Annotated in this window: 18 protein-coding genes; 8 read left to right on the top strand and 10 right to left on the bottom strand. The window is 42.6% G+C overall.

The genetic code is table 11. From position 1 onward, the window contains the following. The first annotated feature begins 1 nt into the window (after position 1). Positions 2 to 460 (top strand): hypothetical protein, encoded by a 459-nt coding sequence (locus tag EFT72_RS04025; RefSeq protein ID WP_124065623.1) that lies wholly within the window; start codon positions 2 to 4, stop codon positions 458 to 460. A gap of 70 nt (positions 461 to 530) precedes the next feature. Here EFT72_RS04025 and EFT72_RS04020 read toward each other — a convergent pair whose 3' ends face one another. From EFT72_RS04020 to EFT72_RS03990, 7 genes are all read right to left on the bottom strand, one after another. After that, positions 531 to 1,478 (bottom strand): polysaccharide deacetylase family protein, encoded by a 948-nt coding sequence (locus EFT72_RS04020; RefSeq protein WP_124065622.1) that lies wholly within the window; start codon positions 1,476 to 1,478, stop codon positions 531 to 533. Positions 1,479 to 1,615: 137 nt separating this feature from the next. Continuing rightward, on the bottom strand, positions 1,616 to 3,607 hold the full coding sequence (locus tag EFT72_RS04015) for an FAD-dependent oxidoreductase (protein ID WP_124065621.1): 1,992 nt from the start codon (positions 3,605 to 3,607) through the stop codon (positions 1,616 to 1,618). A 102-nt stretch (positions 3,608 to 3,709) separates the two neighbouring features. Then, the gene (locus tag EFT72_RS04010) at positions 3,710 to 4,417 is read right to left on the bottom strand and encodes a PHP domain-containing protein (protein ID WP_124065620.1); all 708 of its coding nucleotides are present in this window, start codon (positions 4,415 to 4,417) and stop codon (positions 3,710 to 3,712) included. Next, positions 4,401 to 4,748, bottom strand: coding sequence for a hypothetical protein (locus EFT72_RS04005; protein ID WP_124065619.1), 348 nt, complete (start codon positions 4,746 to 4,748; stop codon positions 4,401 to 4,403). The genes EFT72_RS04010 and EFT72_RS04005 overlap by 17 nt, the downstream gene beginning before the upstream one ends. Beyond that, complete coding sequence (locus tag EFT72_RS04000; RefSeq protein WP_124065618.1) at positions 4,720 to 6,138, bottom strand: [Fe-Fe] hydrogenase large subunit C-terminal domain-containing protein; 1,419 nt, start codon at positions 6,136 to 6,138, stop codon at positions 4,720 to 4,722. Before EFT72_RS04000 ends, EFT72_RS04005 begins: the two co-directional genes overlap by 29 nt. Before the next feature lie 27 nt (positions 6,139 to 6,165). Next, positions 6,166 to 6,594, bottom strand: coding sequence for an ATP-binding protein (locus tag EFT72_RS03995; RefSeq protein WP_124065617.1), 429 nt, complete (start codon positions 6,592 to 6,594; stop codon positions 6,166 to 6,168). Next, the gene (locus tag EFT72_RS03990; protein WP_124065616.1) at positions 6,594 to 6,941 is read right to left on the bottom strand and encodes a hypothetical protein; all 348 of its coding nucleotides are present in this window, start codon (positions 6,939 to 6,941) and stop codon (positions 6,594 to 6,596) included. Before EFT72_RS03990 ends, EFT72_RS03995 begins: the two co-directional genes overlap by 1 nt. Positions 6,942 to 7,151: 210 nt before the next feature. Here EFT72_RS03990 and EFT72_RS03985 point away from each other — a divergent pair, with 210 nt between their 5' ends. The 7 genes from EFT72_RS03985 (at position 7,152) to EFT72_RS03960 (ending at position 12,711) form a co-directional block, all read left to right on the top strand. Then, the gene (locus tag EFT72_RS03985) at positions 7,152 to 7,646 is read left to right on the top strand and encodes an NAD(P)H-dependent oxidoreductase subunit E (RefSeq protein WP_124065615.1); all 495 of its coding nucleotides are present in this window, start codon (positions 7,152 to 7,154) and stop codon (positions 7,644 to 7,646) included. Between the two features lie 9 nt (positions 7,647 to 7,655). Continuing rightward, positions 7,656 to 8,213 carry an ATP-binding protein gene (locus EFT72_RS03980; protein WP_124065614.1) on the top strand — a complete coding sequence of 186 codons (558 nt, stop codon included), beginning with the start codon at positions 7,656 to 7,658 and terminating at the stop codon, positions 8,211 to 8,213. Between the two features lie 24 nt (positions 8,214 to 8,237). After that, positions 8,238 to 8,615 (top strand): (2Fe-2S) ferredoxin domain-containing protein, encoded by a 378-nt coding sequence (locus EFT72_RS03975; protein ID WP_124065613.1) that lies wholly within the window; start codon positions 8,238 to 8,240, stop codon positions 8,613 to 8,615. A 12-nt stretch (positions 8,616 to 8,627) separates the two neighbouring features. Continuing rightward, entirely contained in the window at positions 8,628 to 10,415 is a 1,788-nt protein-coding gene (locus EFT72_RS03970; RefSeq protein WP_124065612.1) for an NADH-quinone oxidoreductase subunit NuoF, read from the top strand. Positions 10,416 to 10,432: 17 nt separating this feature from the next. After that, on the top strand, positions 10,433 to 12,178 hold the full coding sequence (locus EFT72_RS03965) for an NADH-dependent [FeFe] hydrogenase, group A6 (RefSeq protein WP_124065611.1): 1,746 nt from the start codon (positions 10,433 to 10,435) through the stop codon (positions 12,176 to 12,178). A gap of 100 nt (positions 12,179 to 12,278) precedes the next feature. After that, complete coding sequence (locus EFT72_RS19130) at positions 12,279 to 12,452, top strand: hypothetical protein (protein WP_164473063.1); 174 nt, start codon at positions 12,279 to 12,281, stop codon at positions 12,450 to 12,452. 13 nt (positions 12,453 to 12,465) lie between these two features. Further along, positions 12,466 to 12,711 carry a spore coat protein gene (locus tag EFT72_RS03960; protein ID WP_124065610.1) on the top strand — a complete coding sequence of 82 codons (246 nt, stop codon included), beginning with the start codon at positions 12,466 to 12,468 and terminating at the stop codon, positions 12,709 to 12,711. A 78-nt stretch (positions 12,712 to 12,789) separates the two neighbouring features. On the opposite strand, the gene EFT72_RS03955 is transcribed toward EFT72_RS03960, so the two are convergent. The 3 genes from EFT72_RS03955 to EFT72_RS03945 are packed head-to-tail and all read right to left on the bottom strand — an operon-like array spanning position 12,790 to position 17,209. Then, entirely contained in the window at positions 12,790 to 14,244 is a 1,455-nt protein-coding gene (locus EFT72_RS03955) for a 4Fe-4S dicluster domain-containing protein (protein WP_124065609.1), read from the bottom strand. A gap of 50 nt (positions 14,245 to 14,294) precedes the next feature. Next, positions 14,295 to 15,476 (bottom strand): SpoIIE family protein phosphatase, encoded by a 1,182-nt coding sequence (locus EFT72_RS03950; RefSeq protein ID WP_124065608.1) that lies wholly within the window; start codon positions 15,474 to 15,476, stop codon positions 14,295 to 14,297. Next, on the bottom strand, positions 15,476 to 17,209 hold the full coding sequence (locus EFT72_RS03945; protein ID WP_124065607.1) for a [Fe-Fe] hydrogenase large subunit C-terminal domain-containing protein: 1,734 nt from the start codon (positions 17,207 to 17,209) through the stop codon (positions 15,476 to 15,478). The genes EFT72_RS03950 and EFT72_RS03945 overlap by 1 nt, the downstream gene beginning before the upstream one ends. Between the last annotated feature and the right edge of the window lies 1 nt (position 17,210).

Genomic DNA, 17,210 nt, shown 5'->3' with positions numbered 1-17,210 from the left:
TATGTTGAATTATAGATTAAAATTGGAACTGAATTTAAAGAATAAGATGTTGTTTGCTGTAGAATACCAGTCACGTGATATCGCACTCATCTTATTTGAAGATCACCATCGCCCAGGAGAATTAATGAGGGATTTTAGTACGTTTTATCCAAATTACTATACTTCAGAAGCCGAATGGGATGATGATAGAAACTTAATTTCTACGCTTATTTTAATTTTAGAAAAGGAGACAATGAATCCGGAAATAAAGGATGATCTTGTGTGCCTTGCGGATTCGATGATTGAATATAAACCTGCTGTTAATACAAAAGTAACTTTTAGTTACGATCCAAAAGTAAATCAATATTACAGTGAAAGAAACGAACATAGGGAGCAATTTTTGCACTTTATATTATCTTTCTGTGAAAATAATGAAACCCTTCACTTTAATGAAGAATCCCTGAACCATCTCAGTCAATAAACACAGGTTGCAACATACAAAAAGGAAGCCTGCATATTCCTTCTCTGGAATACGCAGGCTTCCTTTTACGTTACGGATTAAACTGGGAGTAAACACCTCCAGGAACAACTCCACCCCGATACTTTGCCATCTCACTTACCGTAACCAACTGATACCCAGCTTCTGTTAATCTTTTTATGATTTCTGTAGCAGCTGCGCCGCTTTGCGGATAAAGTTCATGCATAAGTACGATATCGCCGTCCTTTACTCTTCCCATAACCGCCTGTATGGTCTTATCTGCATTTCTTGTCTTCCAGTCCAAAGTGTCAATGCTCCACATAATCATAGGGGCATGTACATTCCTTAACACCTTTTTATTTTTCAACCCTCCCGGAAGTCGAACAAGGGACGGTCTTACTCCACAGACAGCTTGTACTGCATCGTTGCATCGATCGATCTGACTTACGATCTGTGCATCGCTTAATTTGGTTAAATACTTGTGTTCGTATGTATGATTCCCTATCTCATGGCCTTCTGATACCATACGCCTTAATTCCGTCTTATAATAGTGCGCTCGGTTTCCTACCACAAAGAAAGTTGCCTTGCCTCCATATTGAGCCAGACTGTCCATAATCTGGTTGCCCACTGGGGCATAAGGCCCGTCATCAAACGTAAGTGCCACCATTGGTTTTGCAGGATCAACCTCATTTAATACCTCCTGTTTCCCCGTATCCACATCCCCTTCTCCCTTGGCTTCTGAGCTAGTCGCTATGTCTGGCTGTGTTTCTGCCTGTGTTTCTGCCTGCGTTTCTGGCACTTCCACATCTTTTCCAGGCTGATCGGCCACATTTCCGTTTTCATCTACCCACCTTGCTACTCCAGGTCCCAGGTCTTCATCTATCCAGCCGCTTCGTATCATAATTTCATCCTCTACTGGCGCCGGCTCTTCCGCCATGGAAGATAACGGTGCCGCAGGTACGAACGCTGTCACAAGTGCAATGGCTATAACGCCAATACTTAACTGTAATAATTTTTTCATAGACCATCTCTCCTTTCTAGTTACTACCTACTACTATACTAGAATTAAGGCATTTTGGAAAGGAGAAACGTAATTCGCACAAAAAAAGAAGCCGAACACCAGTTGATTGAATTAGCCGGTGTAACAGCCCCTTTTAATTAGATATGGTTTGCTACTTCAAATGCATCCCAAATCGCATACATAATATTAGAAACCTTTTTCGCATCTCCAAGAAGATAAATTTCAGGAACTTCGAATTCCAACTGGCGATAAAGAGAATCTTCCTCTTTGTAACCAACTGCCAGAATCACACTGTCACAGGAAAGTTTCATCACTTTGCCGTCAACAGTCACAGAAAGTTTTCCATCTTTAAATCCTTCTACTTTGGCACTGGTCAATACCTCTACGCCTTTATAAGGAACCAGCTTCTCCAACATATCCCTGTTGGCATGACACAGAGGTCCATTGACCGCCAACAGTTTATCAAGGGCTTCAATTAATGTCACTTTCTTTCCTTGCTGTGCCAGCCAAAGAGCCAATTCACAGCCGACCAAGCCTCCGCCGATAACAGCCGTTGATTCTCCACAGTCTTTTTCCTTTAATAGAACATCAACTGCTGTATAGACGCGTTCATCATCTCCAAGAGAGAATCCCTTTGGTTTGGATCCAGTTGCTACAATCACCGTATCATAACCGCCAGATAATGCATCCTCTTTCGTCACCTCCGTATTCATGTGAACCGGAATTCTTAACAAATCCATCTGGTTCTGGTACCAATTTGCCAGAGCGATATCATCTTCCTTAAAGTCCGGTGCACCTCCCGGTATTAAATTTCCACCCAGGCGATTCCCTTTCTCAAATAATTCCGGTTTGTGGCCTCTTAATGCCAGCACTCTTGCTGCTTCACAACCAGCCACACCGCCTCCAATGATCATAACTTTCTTAGGAGCAAGAATTGGTTCATATGCCATTATACGTTCTCTTGCTGCCTGAGGGTTCACCGCACAGTTAATCATGGAGTATTCCTGAATTCTTCCCATGCAACCTTCCTGACAGGAAATACAGGGGCGGATTTCTGCTCCCCTACTACGACGAAGTTTGTTCACATAGTCCGGATCCGCAAGTAAAGGTCGTCCCAGACTGATGATGTCACATTCTCCCTGATCCACGGATTCGGAGGCCATCTCAGGATTGTCCATACGACCAGCACAAAGAACTGGAACATCTACCACTTCTTTTACCATCTTACAGTATGGACGGTAAAGGCCTTTCTTTTGATACATCGGCGGATGATTCCACCACCATGCATCATAGGTTCCTACATCCGTATCCAATGCATCGTAACCATACTGAACTAAAAGTTTAGCCGCTTCCAAACCTTCTTCGATGTCACGACCTTTTTCTTCAAATTCTTCTCCTGGCAGTGCACCATCTCTCCAGTCCTTGATCATACTCTTTAAGCTGAATCGAAGGGCAACAGGGAAATCTTCCCCACAGCGGGATTTGATCTCTTCTACCACTTCCTTTGCAAATCTCAGACGATTTTCCAAAGAGCCGCCATATTCATCGGTTCTCTGATTAAACATAGAGATAGCAAACTGATCAAGGAGGTATCCTTCATGAACCGCATGAACTTCAATTCCATCAAATCCACCTCGTTTTGCATTGTAAGCTCCGTCTCCGAATGATTTTATAATGCTTTTGATTTCCTCTTTTGTCAATGGACGACACATCTTGTCCAACCATCGATGTGGGATTTTAGATGGTGCAACTGGTGGAAACTCACCTAGATTCGTAGGTATGGTCACCCGGCCAAAACCGGCAGACATCATAAGAAATATTTTACTTCCATACGCATGGACACGTTCTGTCATCTCTTTGCTGGTTCTGACAAAATGAACTGAATTATACGTGGAGTTAGGACAGTTTGGCATACTTGCCACCTCAACCTTACAGTCAGAGAAAGTTACACCCGTAATAATCAGTCCAGTGCCGCCTTTCGCTCGTTCCGTATAATAATCAATTCCTCTCTGGTTAAACCCACCATTTTCATCAGAAAGTCCAAGAGGTCCCATCGGTGCCAGTGCAAACCGGTTTTTCAACTCAACGGAACCTATTTTAATTGGTGTGAATAAATTCTTGTACTTCATGTGACCCTCCTTGTAACTTATTTCGCATATAATTTGATTCTACTTCTAATCTGTCCCAAAATGCTAGAAACCACTCATTGTCCATTCACAACTTATATTTTCTCAGAAAAAACAGCCAATTACCCCTTCCGGACTTAATACTTCCACTTCTAGCACATCATCTGGTTCCTTTATATCTCCCAGTCTATGAGCATCAGAATTAGAAAGAGCTAGACAGTGATTTAAATACGGATGGAGCTTCTTTATAGAAGAAAGATTTTCCTTCTCCTTTATTTCAAATACCTGGAACTTACTGTCTGGTGGTATGAAGCCAAGATTTGATAACAAACTGTTGGAAGATTTGTCCACATGTGCAGGAAACATAACCCCACCATAAGTACGAATCAAGTCCCATAATCCATCAAATGATACATCCGTCCGGTTAATCAATAGATTTTCTACCTTTCCACAGTAGTGATCCTCCAGATCACAGATCAACTGATTCCCAAATAGTTCTTCCTTATTGGGAAATGGCATCATTCTTTTTTCCATATATCGGTCAAATTCCATGGTCTGATTCAGCGTCGGAAACAGACAGACCACGTGCACTTCTTCAAGTGTACATAATTCCATCCCTGTAAGAGCAAGAATCCCATACTCTTTTGCAAAATGGTGAAAAGCTGGTGCATTCTTGCTGGAATTATGGTCCGTGAGAGCAATTACATCAAGCCCCTTTAACGCAGCCATACCAACGATGTTAGCAGGAGTCATGTCATCCTCTCCACAAGGGGATAAGCAGGAGTGAATGTGAAGATCATAAGCTAGCTTCATTCTGCTCCAACCATGTTTCAACCATACGGGCGGCTTGATAGATGGGGAGAGCGGTTTTAAGTACCGATATCCCTTGCTCTTTTGCCTTTTTTACTCCCTGTTCATCAAGCAGCACTCCTTCTGCTAAGATCACACAGGCGGCCTCTGTTAATGATGCGACAGCAAGGGTATTCATGTTCCCCATCACCGTTACCCACGCACAGCCCTTTGGTGCTTTGCCCATGGCAATGCTTAACAAATCACAGCAAAATGGCTGAGTAATGGTTTCACTGGCATCTCCAATATTCACTGTCTCAAACAAATCACTTTCCATCAATTTCTTTACTGTCATATGGATTCCTCCCTTCCTTTTGATCCAACTGGTTCATCTCTTGAGAAATTCGCTGAATGCAGGAAGTCATGGCCTTCATTCTTTTCCCACTGTCTGCATCTTCCTTTTCAAAATCCTCGGCCAGCCTGGTCACTTCTTCGGTTAGTTTGTGTACATTATCCCTCAGAAAATATACGCAATCCGAGTCTTTGGCCTCTCCTCTTACGATATCCTCAGCCAAGGCCTTACAAGAAGGCGCCCCACAAGAACCACAGTCCAACCCTGGAAATTTCTTTAAGAGCTCCTCAACCTGATTGAGTCGTTGAAAACTTTCCATCATGGTTTCCCCCAGATGAAACACTGGTTCATATTGTACCTTACTATCCCATCCAATGAACGCTTCTGTATCGGGCATCATATGCGTTCTTGCAACCGGCATATATTTTCTCAGACGTTTTAATTTCACTTCTGCTACATAGGGATTTTCCACATTAAGAACCCCACCTACGCAACCCCCATTACAAGCATTCAGCTCTACAAATTTTAAATTGGTAAACTTCTTATCTTCCATATCCTCCAAAACCCGGATTACATTTTCGATTCCATCTGCTGCCAGATAATCTTCCGTAAAAAGTCCGCTTGCCTCTCCTCCGCTTCGCCCCCAGCTAACCCCTATCTTCCCAGAGGTTCCTATCTCGTCGGGATCTTCCCCTACGGTTTTCATACAGGCCAAAAGATTAGGATAGATATCCTTCACGGCTAGTACCTTATCCACTTCACTGTGAGTTATCCCCAAAGGAGAGCGGGCATAGGTCACTTTTGATGGGCAAGGGGAGATAAATATGATCCCGATCTGTTCCCGTTTCAGTCCAGTCCGTTCCATGGCTTTTCTCAATGCCAGAATGGCGGCTATTTCCACAGGTGGATTGAGCGGCAAAAGGTTTGGGATCAGGTTTGGAAAGCGGACTCTTATAAGCCGTACCACAGACGGACATGCCGTACTGATGACTGGCATATGATCCGGATGGGTACTTAAATATTCCCTGGTTGCCTCACTGACCAGTTCTGCTGCTGCACTTACTTCATATATATCATCAAACCCCATCCGCAATAAAGCATTTAGTACAATATTAATATCATCCAAATGATTAAACTGACTGTACAATGAAGGGGGAGGCAACGCAACCGTATATTCATATTGCTTTAAAACCTCCAGTTTATCATAGACCGCATGTTTTGCATGATGAGGACATACTCGAATGCATTCGCCGCAGTCGATACAGAATTTGCTATTGATCTGTGCTTTTTTATTCCTGACCCGAATCGCCTGGGTAGGACATCGTTTGATACAGTTGATGCAGCCCATACATAAATCCTGGTCTAACCTGACCGAATGATAGAATTTATCCATTGAATCCCTCCTATCTCCAATCCCATCTTATAGGGAAAGTTTAACTGTCATTCGGATCTTTGTCCCTTCACCCAGTACAGTCTGAATCTCCATATCGTCTGAATACTTTTTCATATTCGGAAGTCCCATTCCCGCACCAAATCCAAGAGAACGCACCGTATCTGGAGCAGTGGAATACCCTTCCTGCATCGCAAGATCAATATCTGCAATCCCCGGTCCCTTGTCTTTTAGAAGCATCCTCACTTCTTCTGCTGTGATCTCTACGGTAATTTCCCCGCCATCTGCGTGTATTACCATATTGATCTCACCCTCATACATCGCAATTGCCACCTTGCGGACAGCTTCTGGACTGACTCCCATCTTTTTTAATTTACTTTTCACATCACTGCTTGCTTCTCCCGCTCTGGTGAAATCATCTGGTGAGATCTGATATTGTAATATAATCTTATCCATCATCAAACCGCACCCCCGTGAAGTCCTGCCTCATAAAGCATTCCACAGGCAGAAAACATCCGGTGTCCGGTAACCAAAAGAATGATTCCACCCTCCCTGGCAAGTGCAATCATCGCTTCATCTGGTTTCTTCCCTCGAACTAATACGATACACACAATATCTAACAGTTCTGCTGTGCGGATAACCTGAAGATTGCAAAGTCCGGTAAGAAGAACAGAATGATCTATGGAGAAAGCCAGAACATCACTCATCATGTCAGCACCACATGCGCTCGTCACTTCTTCCCGCAGACGATCTTCCCCAGTTAATACCCTTGCTCCCAGTATTTTCCTGATATCTTCCACTGTCATACTGTCACCTTCCTCCCATTTATTCCGTCTATTCTAACAATTTACATCAATATGATTAATTATATCATAAATAAAAGGGAAATCCTAGAAATTTTAGCTCTAATCTTCGTTATTTTTTTGTCGAATGTTGATTAAAAGTATAGATTTTTTCTCAATAACATGGTAAAATATCAGTTACATTGCATAAGCAACATTAAAGGAGGTTATTAAATGACTTGTACAAAACAAGGCGTCCAGTTTAACGGGACGAAAGAGCAGGAAGATACTTTAAAAAAAGAAATCGCCCTGCTCAAAGACACAAAAGGCTCCCTGATGCCTATCATGCAGAAGGCTCAGGAGATCTATGGTTATCTTCCAATTGAAGTTCAGACTTTAATATCTGATGAAACAGGTATTCCCTTAGAAAAAATCTATGGTGTCGCAACATTCTATTCTCAGTTTGCCCTGCAGCCGAAGGGTAAATATCAGGTTTCTGTTTGTCTTGGAACCGCTTGCTACGTAAAAGGTTCCGGAGATATCTTTCATAAACTAGAAGAGACTCTAGGTATCACCAACGGGGAATGTACTCCAGATGGTAAATTTTCTCTGGATTCCTGCCGCTGTGTAGGCGCATGCGGGTTAGCCCCGGTCATGATGGTAAACGGTGAGGTTTATGGAAGACTTTCAGCAGATGATGTTCCAGGCATTTTAGCAAAATATGAATAATTTACGATTATGATGACAGAGATATCGTTAAACATTCTGGATGTGGCAGAAAATTCCACACAGGCAGGCGCTGATTTTATTACCATACTGGTCGCTGCGGACACGGAAGCAGACACACTCACGGTCCAATTAACCGATAACGGCTGCGGTATGACAAAAGAAGAAGTGTCAAAAGTAACTGATCCATTTTATACCTCAAGAAACACTAGGAGGGTTGGGCTTGGAATTCCGTTCTTTCAATATGCAGCGGAGTGCACAGGCGGAACATTTACGATTGAGTCAGAGCCGGGTACCGGAACTAAAGTTATAGCAATGTTTGGATTATCCCACATTGACCGTATGCCCCTCGGTGATATTAACAGTACCATCGAGACACTGATCACTTGCCATCCAGACATAGATTTTCTCTATATCTATCGTTATAACAAGTCATCATTTGAGCTTAATACCAGAAAGTTTAGGGAAATTCTTTCTGATATCCCTTTTGATACCCCAGAGGTATCAGCTTTCATAAAGGAATATCTGTGTGAAAACAAATTGGAGACTGATGGAGGCGCGGTCTTTTAGACCCGCAGGAATTGGAGGAATAACATGAAGACTCTTGAAGAATTAAAAGAGATCCGTGAAAAGATGCAGAGTCAGGTCAGCATGCGCGGAGAAGACCACACACGGACACGTGTTTTAGTGGGTATGGCTACATGCGGAATTGCCAGCGGTGCAAGACCTGTTTTAAATACACTGTCTAATCTGGTTCAGGAGAACCACATGACAGATCGCTTTACGGTTACACAGACCGGTTGTATTGGCTTATGCCAGTATGAGCCAATTGTGGAAATTGCAGAGCCAGGAAAAGATAAAGTAACTTACGTCAATATGACTTCAGAAAAAGCAGAAGAAGTATACAAAGAGCATTTGCTTGGTGGTCATATTGTGCAAAACTATACATTGGCATCGACGAAGATCAAATAAGGAGGAAACAAGATGTATCGTTCACACGTATTGGTTTGCGGCGGCACAGGATGTACATCCTCCGGAAGCCAGCATATTATTGTTAAATTAAGAGAAGAATTAGAGAGTCAGGGTCTTTCCGAGGAGATATCCGTCGTACAGACTGGATGCCATGGCCTTTGTGCCTTAGGCCCCATTATGATTGTTTATCCAGATGCTTCTTTCTACGCTATGGTAAAGGAAGAAGATATTAAAGAGATTGTATCCGAGCACTTATTAAAAGGACGTCCCGTAGAACGGCTTCTTTATGATGAGACTGTGACTCCTACTGGAATTAAGTCTTTAAGTGATACCGATTTTTACAAAAAACAGCATAGAATCGCATTGAGAAACTGTGGAGTTATTAACCCAGAAATCATTGAAGAATATATTGGAACCGGTGGATACCGGGCACTTGGAAAAGCTGTAACAGAGATGACTCCAGACGAAGTCATTCAAGTTCTATTAGACAGCGGACTCAGAGGCCGTGGTGGAGCAGGTTTCCCCACTGGACTAAAATGGAAACTTGCAAAGCAGAATGATGCGGATCAAAAATACGTCTGCTGTAACGCAGATGAAGGTGATCCCGGCGCATTTATGGATCGTTCTGTTTTAGAGGGAGATCCACATGCATTATTGGAAGCCATGACCATTGCTGGTTATGCAATTGGGGCTTCTCAGGGCTACATATATGTACGTGCGGAATATCCCATTGCAGTACAGCGTCTTAAAATCGCGATTGCTCAGGCAAGAGAGATGGAACTTTTAGGCGACGATATTTTCGGAAGTGGATTTTCTTTTAATATTGACCTTCGTCTGGGAGCTGGTGCTTTCGTATGCGGAGAAGAAACCGCTCTTATGGTTTCCATTGAAGGAAATAGAGGAGAACCAAGACCAAGACCACCGTTCCCAGCTCAAAAAGGTCTGTTTGGAAAGCCTACCATCTTAAATAATGTGGAAACGTATTCCAATATCCCTCAGATTATCTTAAACGGACCAGAATGGTTCGCTTCCATGGGAACAGAGAAATCAAAAGGAACCAAAGTTTTTGCTTTGGGTGGTAAGATTCACAATACTGGACTGGTAGAGGTCCCTATGGGAACTACACTTCGAGAGATCATCGAAGAAATCGGCGGTGGAATTCCAAACGGTAAAAAATTCAAATCCGCACAAACTGGTGGTCCTTCTGGTGGATGCATTCCAGCAGAACACTATGACATTCCAATTGATTATGACAACCTTCTTGCCATTGGTTCCATGATGGGTTCCGGCGGATTGATTGTTATGGATGAAACCGACTGTATGGTGGATATCGCTAAATTCTTCCTTGAATTTACCGTTGAAGAATCCTGCGGAAAATGTACCCCTTGTCGAATTGGTACCAAACGAATGCTCGAATTACTGGAAAAGATTACAAATGGTCATGCAACTCTGGAAGACTTAGATCGATTGGAAGAGATCTGCTACTATGTGAAAGAGAATTCAGCCTGCGGTTTGGGACAAACTGCACCAAATCCAGTGCTTTCTACCTTAAAATTCTTCCGCGACGAATACATTTCCCACATTGTTGACAAAAAGTGTCCGGCAGGCGTCTGCAAGGCATTGCTCTCGTATCATATTGATGCGGAAAAATGTAAGGGTTGCACCCTGTGTGCCAGAAACTGTCCAGTCAATGCAATCTCCGGTTCTGTGAAGAATCCTCATGTGATTGATCCTGAGAAGTGCATCAAATGCGGCGTATGTATGGAGAAATGTAAATTCGACGCTGTCTACAAGAAATAATGGAGGGAGAATGTATCATGGAGAATATCACAATTAAAATCAATGGCATGGACGTAAGCGCTCCTGCAGGCTCCACCATCTTAGAGGCTGCAAGACTTGCACATGTTGAAATACCGACTTTATGCTTTTTAAAAGACATCAATGAAATCGCTGCCTGCCGCATCTGTACGGTTGAAGTCAACGGAGGCAAACTAGCAGCATCCTGTGTATTCCCTATCAGTGAGGGGATGGATATCAAAACCAACACTCCTAAGATTCGGGATTATAGAAAAAAGACACTTGAATTGATTCTTTCAAACCACAACCGTTCCTGTCTTTCCTGTGTCCGCAGCGGTAACTGCGAACTACAGACACTCTGTAAAGAGATGGGTGTGGATACAGAAGACTATTTTGATGGAGATAAGACTCCTTCTATCTTAGACGATAGTGCCGCTCATATGGTGCGTGACAACAGCAAATGTATCTTATGCCGCCGTTGTTCGGCTGTCTGTGAAAAGGTACAGGGAATTGGTGTCATTGGCCCCAACGACCGTGGTTTTGCTACTTTTATAGGTTCTGCATTTGATAAGGGCCTTGGGGAAACCAGTTGTGTTTCCTGTGGACAGTGTATTGCTGTTTGTCCTACCGGTGCTCTCTATGAAAAGACCAGCATTGCGGAAGTTGAAAAAGCAATTGCTGATCCCACAAAGCATGTTATCGTTCAGACAGCTCCTGCAGTTCGTGCTGGACTTGGAGAAGAATTTGGTTATCCCATCGGAACCAATGTAGAGGGTCAGATGGTTGCATCGCTTAGACGCCTTGGATTTGACAAAGTGTTCGATACCAACTTTAGTGCCGACTTAACCATTATGGAAGAAGCCCATGAATTTCTTGACCGGGTGAAGAATAACGGAGTCCTTCCCTTGATAACTTCCTGTTCTCCTGGTTGGATCAAATACTGCGAGCACTATTTCCCAGATATGACGGAAAATCTTTCTTCCTGTAAATCTCCACAGCAGATGTTTGGTTCTATTGCCAAATCTTACTATGCTGAGAAGATGGGATTAAAACCGGAAGACATTGTATCCGTCAGCATCATGCCTTGTACGGCTAAGAAATTTGAGATCGGCAGAGAAAATCAGGATGCAAATGGAGTACCAGATGTGGACTATACTCTGACCACAAGAGAACTTGCCAGAATGATTAAGCAGTCAGGGATTCAGTTTAACAATCTTCCTGATGAAGAAGTGGATGTTCCTTTGGGTCTTTATACTGGTGCTGGTGTTATCTTTGGTGCCACTGGTGGAGTTATGGAAGCAGCATTAAGAACTGCTGTGGAGCAATTAACCGGCGAAGAATTGAAAAAATTAGATTTTACCGATGTAAGAGGAACCGAAGGCATCAAAGAAGCAACGTATCACGTAGGTGGTATGGATGTAAACGTTGCCGTTGCTTCTGGTCTTGGCAATGCCAAGGAACTTTTAAATCGAGTGAAATCCGGGGAAGCCAATTATCATTTCATTGAGATCATGGGTTGTCCTGGTGGGTGTGTTAATGGCGGAGGTCAACCTCAGCAGCCTGGCTATATTCGCAATACAACAGACATCCGTGGGTTAAGAGCAAAGGTGTTATACGATGTGGATGCTTCCAAATCCATTCGTAAATCCCATGAAAATCCAGCCATCAAGGAGCTGTATGACACATACCTTGGGGAACCTGGAAGTAAAAAGGCACATCACCTGCTTCACACCACTTATGTAAAACGTAAAATTAACGAAATTTAACAAAAAACTCCTTCTGTATTTACAGAGGGAGTTTTTTATTATAAAAATCAATGAATGGAACCTGAGAAATTCTCCATACTATGACTGGAGGTGATAAAACATGAGTCCAAAAGAATTAAATTATATTGAAGATGCTCTTGGTCATGAAAAATTTTTAAAAACACAGTGTCAGGAAGCATCACAAACCCTGCAGGATCCGGAATTAAAAGCTTGTGCACAACAGCTTTTACAAAAGCACCAGCAGATATTTGACAACTTTTATCATTTAGTTTAAGGAGGCAACACCTATGGATGACAAACTTATAATGGAAAATCTGCTCAACACCACAAAAGGTGTGTGTGATCTCTACATGCACGGTACCATTGAATCCGCTACAATGAATGTGCATCAAACATTTGATACCGCGTTAAATGACAGTTTGTGTATGCAGGATGACATCTACAAAAAGATGTCTGCAAAAGGCTGGTATACCACAGATCAGGCAGAACAGCAAATGATTTCAAAAGTGAAAAATAAGTTTACCGGTATGTAATTCTCAAAAAAACAGTTTTAAAAAATGCGTTTTAATAGACTTAAAAAGCCTGTTAAAACGCATTTTTTATTCTAATATCTATTCATGTCGGTGCATCAAAACCGCATTCAGATCTTGGGATTTAATATTATCATGGATTTCTCTGGCATCCGCCTGACCAATCAATAAATCTCTTGCTTTTTTTGCTTCCCCTTCACTTTTATGCTTACTGGGGCCTCCAACACATCCACCGGAACAAACCATACCTTCAACAAAATCTGCTGGCAGCTTCCCTACTTTTAAAAGCATAAGGGCTTTCTTACATTCTGCTGCACCACTGCATTTCATGACCTGGATATCTGTGTTTTTACCGGATTCTTTCAGACATTCAAGAACCGCTGCAGTAACGCCGCCGCCATTCCCAAACCGTTTTCCAAAAACAGAACCTACCTGGTATGTATTCTCCTCAGGTTCTAGTTCTACTCCCTTTGCCACCATCATGGCATGTGCCTCTCCCAAGGTCAACGCATAATCTGCATTATCTTTCACATTCAAATCCAGAGCCTCGCTCTTTTTGGCAATACAAGGTCCGATAAATACGGTTATCGTCTCCGGATCCTTTTCTTTTAACATTCTAGATACCGCACACATAGGGGAAACGGTTGAAGACATATGAGAAAGGAGCATAGGATAATGCTGCTTGATCATATTTACAAAAGCAGGACAACAAGATGTTGTCATCTTCTTTTCTTCCTCATAGGCCTCCGCCCACTCAGCCGCCTCTGCTGCGGCCGTTAAGTCACCACCTAATGCCACTTCCACCATGTCTTGAAAACCAATCTTCTTTAAAGCCGTTCTCCAGCTTGCCATGGTTATTTCCGGTCCATACTGTCCCTCTGTCGCCGGTGCCACCATTGCAACTACCTTTTTCCCAGCTTTAATTAAGTTAATCACATCCACCAGAAATGTCTTAGAACCAATGGCACCAAATGGACAACTATGAATACATGCTCCACACTGGATGCATTTGCCTTCATCAATCACTACAATTCCTGCTTCATCCATGGTAATTGCATCCACTGGACAGCTTTTCTTACAGGGACGTGTTAAATCAGCGATGGCATTATAAGGACATGCCTGCGAACACTTTCCACATTCTTTGCATCGATCCTGATCAATATGAGCACGATCATGACTCATACTGATCGCTCCAAAGTTACAAGAATTCTGGCATGCTTTTCCCATACAAAGCTGACAGTTATCTGTTACTACATAGCGGGCGATCGGACAGTCTTCACAGGCAGAGTTTATTACTTGAACCACATTTTTAGTCTCTCTACCGCTTGGGCAGAATCCTTCTGCCAGACGGACTCTTTCCCTGATAATCTCTCTTTCTCTGTAGATACAGCATCGAAATTGTGCTTTTGGTCCTGGTATAATTTGATAGGGAATTTCATTTCTTTTCTCTTCTAGCCTGCCTTCCCAGGCAAGCCTTGCCACTTCGTCTAAAACCTGATGTTTGATGCGAAGTAAGGTTGCATCATTTGTTACCATAACTTTCCTCCTTGCGACTCCACTTGTTTTGTGTGAATATCGTTTTACAATTAATAATAAACAACCGTAACCTTTTTTCCCATATCTTCTACCGCATGCTTCAACTGCTCCACAAGATTTTGCCGTATCCCTAAATCAAAGGGAAGGCCTGGGTTTTGATAAGCGCTGTTAATCGCTTTCCCAACATACAGTTTAAGCTCCGTACAGTCTTCGATGATCATCTTGGCAACCTTTGAGGCACCATTTGATTGATCGAGTTCCAGAAAAAACTCCTCCGAGACGGATTCATTCTTTACATATCTTCGTAATAATTTTAATACCCGGTTTAGCGTCAATACCCCTTCTGTAACCAACTCTATCCCATCCATATGTGCGGTGGGAGGCAAATCCGTATCATGATATTCCAGTGAAACCGTCAGTTTACTGGACAGAACCCTAGATGCAATATTGGCACTGGTACCTCCACAGATGATTCGTTTTGTCTCCTCAGCCCCTTGCATAAAATCTTTTACCATATCAATATCATCTTCCGGGTTCTTGGCTGGTCCCGTCATTAAATATACCGGTTTGCGGTCTATGATCCGCATAACCGCAACCGTTGTATCATCCCCTGGGCGATACTGGTAAAGTTCATCACAGGCACAGCATAAGGCATTGGCAAACCGGACAGCCGATATGGTGAGTCGATACTGCTTCACCGCATACGAAGCCATATCTTCCCAAAGCCAACCAAAATTTAAAAGCTTACCAACACCTGCATGAATGGTTCCGTCGCTTAATAAAACCAAGGCATCCCCTTTCTTCACCCGAAAGCGGTATTCATTGATTTTTTTATCTTGAATGATTCTTGTGTTTTCCGGAACTGGCATAAGACTGCCATCCCGGATAAAAATACAACTTGGATTATCAAATTCCACCAGATAGGCATCTCCATTGTGAAATACCTGTAGTATGCTAAATGTGGAATATGCCACCTGGCGGACCTGGCAGACCGGCAGAGTTTCCACAATGGTATCCACACACTCTTCTAAAGTCGCCCCGTTTAAAAACATGGTTCCCAGAATTTTAGACGTTAACGTGGCCAGGATATTGGCTTTTACTCCGCTTCCCATACCATCTGCAAGAATCATAATATTAGAATTTTCTGTCTGTAGTAGTTCTACCTTATCTCCGCATAGAACTTCATTAAATTTGTTTAAACTTTTGTATGCAACATCAACCGTAACTCCCATTACTTGACCTCACTTTCGCTTCCCTCATCAAGTATGGACTTACATAGCTTCGTTAATGTTGTTTTCGTTTCTGCTGTAGTTTCTCCCAGAAGACCTGCAATTTCCTGGGCAACCATCATTTGTTTATGAATCACTTTTTGTGCCAAATCAATGGTCTCCAGTTTCTTTTCATATTCTTGTTTTGCATATTCTTCTTCTTTTGTGATATCAATAAATGTAGCAAGTACCACATTCTGATTCTCAATGTATACGATATTTTGAAGCGTAGAAACTTTATATTCCGCATACGTTACTTTCTTACCATGAATTTTTTGGTGGGTATCATAAACCCACTGAAAATCACTTGGATCAATTAATTCATATAAATACATAGTCAGAGCTTCCTGCCTGGTCTTTCCAAAATATTTTTCTCCCACCGCCGAATACTCTAAAATCTTCATCTCTTTATCAACAATCAGTACAATGTTAGGGGACGTTTCCATAACAAGATTGGACAAGGATTCTGCCTTTTGGTGCATAAATGGAATACACATATTCAATTCTGCTTTTTTCTGAAAGACCGCAATCGCCTTTTCTCTGCAGGTAGAATATCCGCATGCCCCGCAGTTTAACTCATCCTCTGGTTTTGTCTTTCCTGTTTTTTTAAGAATTTTCTGAATCTGTTCCTCCGTTGGCAATAGATCAGAAGGCGCACGATTTAAAAACAGCTTCTTAAGCGAAATATGAGTAAGGCTCGGATCCGTATCAGCAGCCGAGACCCCTTTTTTCTCGATTGCATCCTCCATATCCAGTTTCACCTTAAAACGAGACACATTCACGTCATCTGCCGCCGGCCCTTTGATGCAGCCCCCTGAGCACACATTCATTTCAATAAAACAGTGATGTATCTCTCCACGAACCATACTCTCGCATAAATCAATGCAGTTTCGGATTCCGTCAACATAAAATTTCCGGTATCCGTCTTTTTTCTCTTCTGTTGCTAGAACCGAACTTACCACACCATTAGAAACCGGATATAGCCGGTTCACTTTTGGATCCATATGAGTAAATGGAAGATCTTCACAATCTTCAATGGTAATCTCCTCTTCCAAAAACCATCTGGTCATATCGTTAAAATTAAGTACAGCATCAATCCAGCCATCGTGGCGGATATCTCCCGATTCTCGTTTCTTCGCGATACAGGGTCCAACAAAAACCACCTTAACGTCAGCCCCCATCTCTTCTTTAATCAACTTTCCATGGGCGATCATAGGCGATACCACAGGTGCCAGATTCGGAATCAGCCCCGGGTAGTAGATCTCAATCAAATCATTGACACTAGGGCAACAGGACGTAATGATGTTTTCCATCTTCCCTTCGTTTAAAAGCCTGGTATATTCTGCTGTCACCAAAGCGGCACCCTGTGCGGTTTCCTGCACTTCACAAAAACCAAGTTTTTTAAACGCTGCGTTAACTTGTCCAATGGTTTTATAGCGGAACAGTCCCATAAAAGAGGGTGCCAAAGAAACCACAGTCCTGTTTCCTGCCCTTATATAGCCTTTTACCTGATCTAGGTCGCTGATCAGAGTTTTGGCGGATTGTGGGCATACCTGCATGCATTTCCCACATAGAATGCACTTGTCTTGCATGATTTCTGCCCGTTCATCTTTAATCATGACTGCTTTGACTTCACAGTTGCGTACACATTTATAACAGTGTTTGCATTTGGTAGACTTGAAATCAATAATCCCCATG

Origin of the sequence: Clostridium sp. E02, assembly GCF_003833015.1 — a bacterium.
Lineage (GTDB): Bacteria > Bacillota > Clostridia > Lachnospirales > Lachnospiraceae > Lacrimispora.
The sequence above is the reverse complement of the archived record's forward strand: the minus strand, read 5'-3'. Positions and strand labels throughout refer to the sequence as shown.

Bases quoted from the DNA above. Each gene is read 5' to 3' on its own strand.
- EFT72_RS03965 (WP_124065611.1), top strand. From the start codon at position 10,433: ATGGAGAATATCACAATTAAAATCAATGGCATGGACGTAAGCGCTCCT.
- EFT72_RS03980 (WP_124065614.1), top strand. From the start codon at position 7,656: ATGATGACAGAGATATCGTTAAACATTCTGGATGTGGCAGAAAATTCC.
- EFT72_RS04025 (WP_124065623.1), top strand. From the start codon at position 2: ATGTTGAATTATAGATTAAAATTGGAACTGAATTTAAAGAATAAGATG.
- EFT72_RS03945 (WP_124065607.1), bottom strand. From the start codon at position 17,209: ATGGGGATTATTGATTTCAAGTCTACCAAATGCAAACACTGTTATAAA.
- EFT72_RS03960 (WP_124065610.1), top strand. From the start codon at position 12,466: ATGGATGACAAACTTATAATGGAAAATCTGCTCAACACCACAAAAGGT.
- EFT72_RS04015 (WP_124065621.1), bottom strand. From the start codon at position 3,607: ATGAAGTACAAGAATTTATTCACACCAATTAAAATAGGTTCCGTTGAG.
- EFT72_RS03990 (WP_124065616.1), bottom strand. From the start codon at position 6,941: ATGACAGTGGAAGATATCAGGAAAATACTGGGAGCAAGGGTATTAACT.
- EFT72_RS03995 (WP_124065617.1), bottom strand. From the start codon at position 6,594: ATGATGGATAAGATTATATTACAATATCAGATCTCACCAGATGATTTC.
- EFT72_RS04005 (WP_124065619.1), bottom strand. From the start codon at position 4,748: ATGACAGTAAAGAAATTGATGGAAAGTGATTTGTTTGAGACAGTGAAT.
- EFT72_RS04000 (WP_124065618.1), bottom strand. From the start codon at position 6,138: ATGGATAAATTCTATCATTCGGTCAGGTTAGACCAGGATTTATGTATG.
- EFT72_RS03975 (WP_124065613.1), top strand. From the start codon at position 8,238: ATGAAGACTCTTGAAGAATTAAAAGAGATCCGTGAAAAGATGCAGAGT.
- EFT72_RS03950 (WP_124065608.1), bottom strand. From the start codon at position 15,476: ATGGGAGTTACGGTTGATGTTGCATACAAAAGTTTAAACAAATTTAAT.
- EFT72_RS03955 (WP_124065609.1), bottom strand. From the start codon at position 14,244: ATGGTAACAAATGATGCAACCTTACTTCGCATCAAACATCAGGTTTTA.
- EFT72_RS19130 (WP_164473063.1), top strand. From the start codon at position 12,279: ATGAGTCCAAAAGAATTAAATTATATTGAAGATGCTCTTGGTCATGAA.
- EFT72_RS03970 (WP_124065612.1), top strand. From the start codon at position 8,628: ATGTATCGTTCACACGTATTGGTTTGCGGCGGCACAGGATGTACATCC.
- EFT72_RS04010 (WP_124065620.1), bottom strand. From the start codon at position 4,417: ATGAAGCTAGCTTATGATCTTCACATTCACTCCTGCTTATCCCCTTGT.
- EFT72_RS04020 (WP_124065622.1), bottom strand. From the start codon at position 1,478: ATGAAAAAATTATTACAGTTAAGTATTGGCGTTATAGCCATTGCACTT.
- EFT72_RS03985 (WP_124065615.1), top strand. From the start codon at position 7,152: ATGACTTGTACAAAACAAGGCGTCCAGTTTAACGGGACGAAAGAGCAG.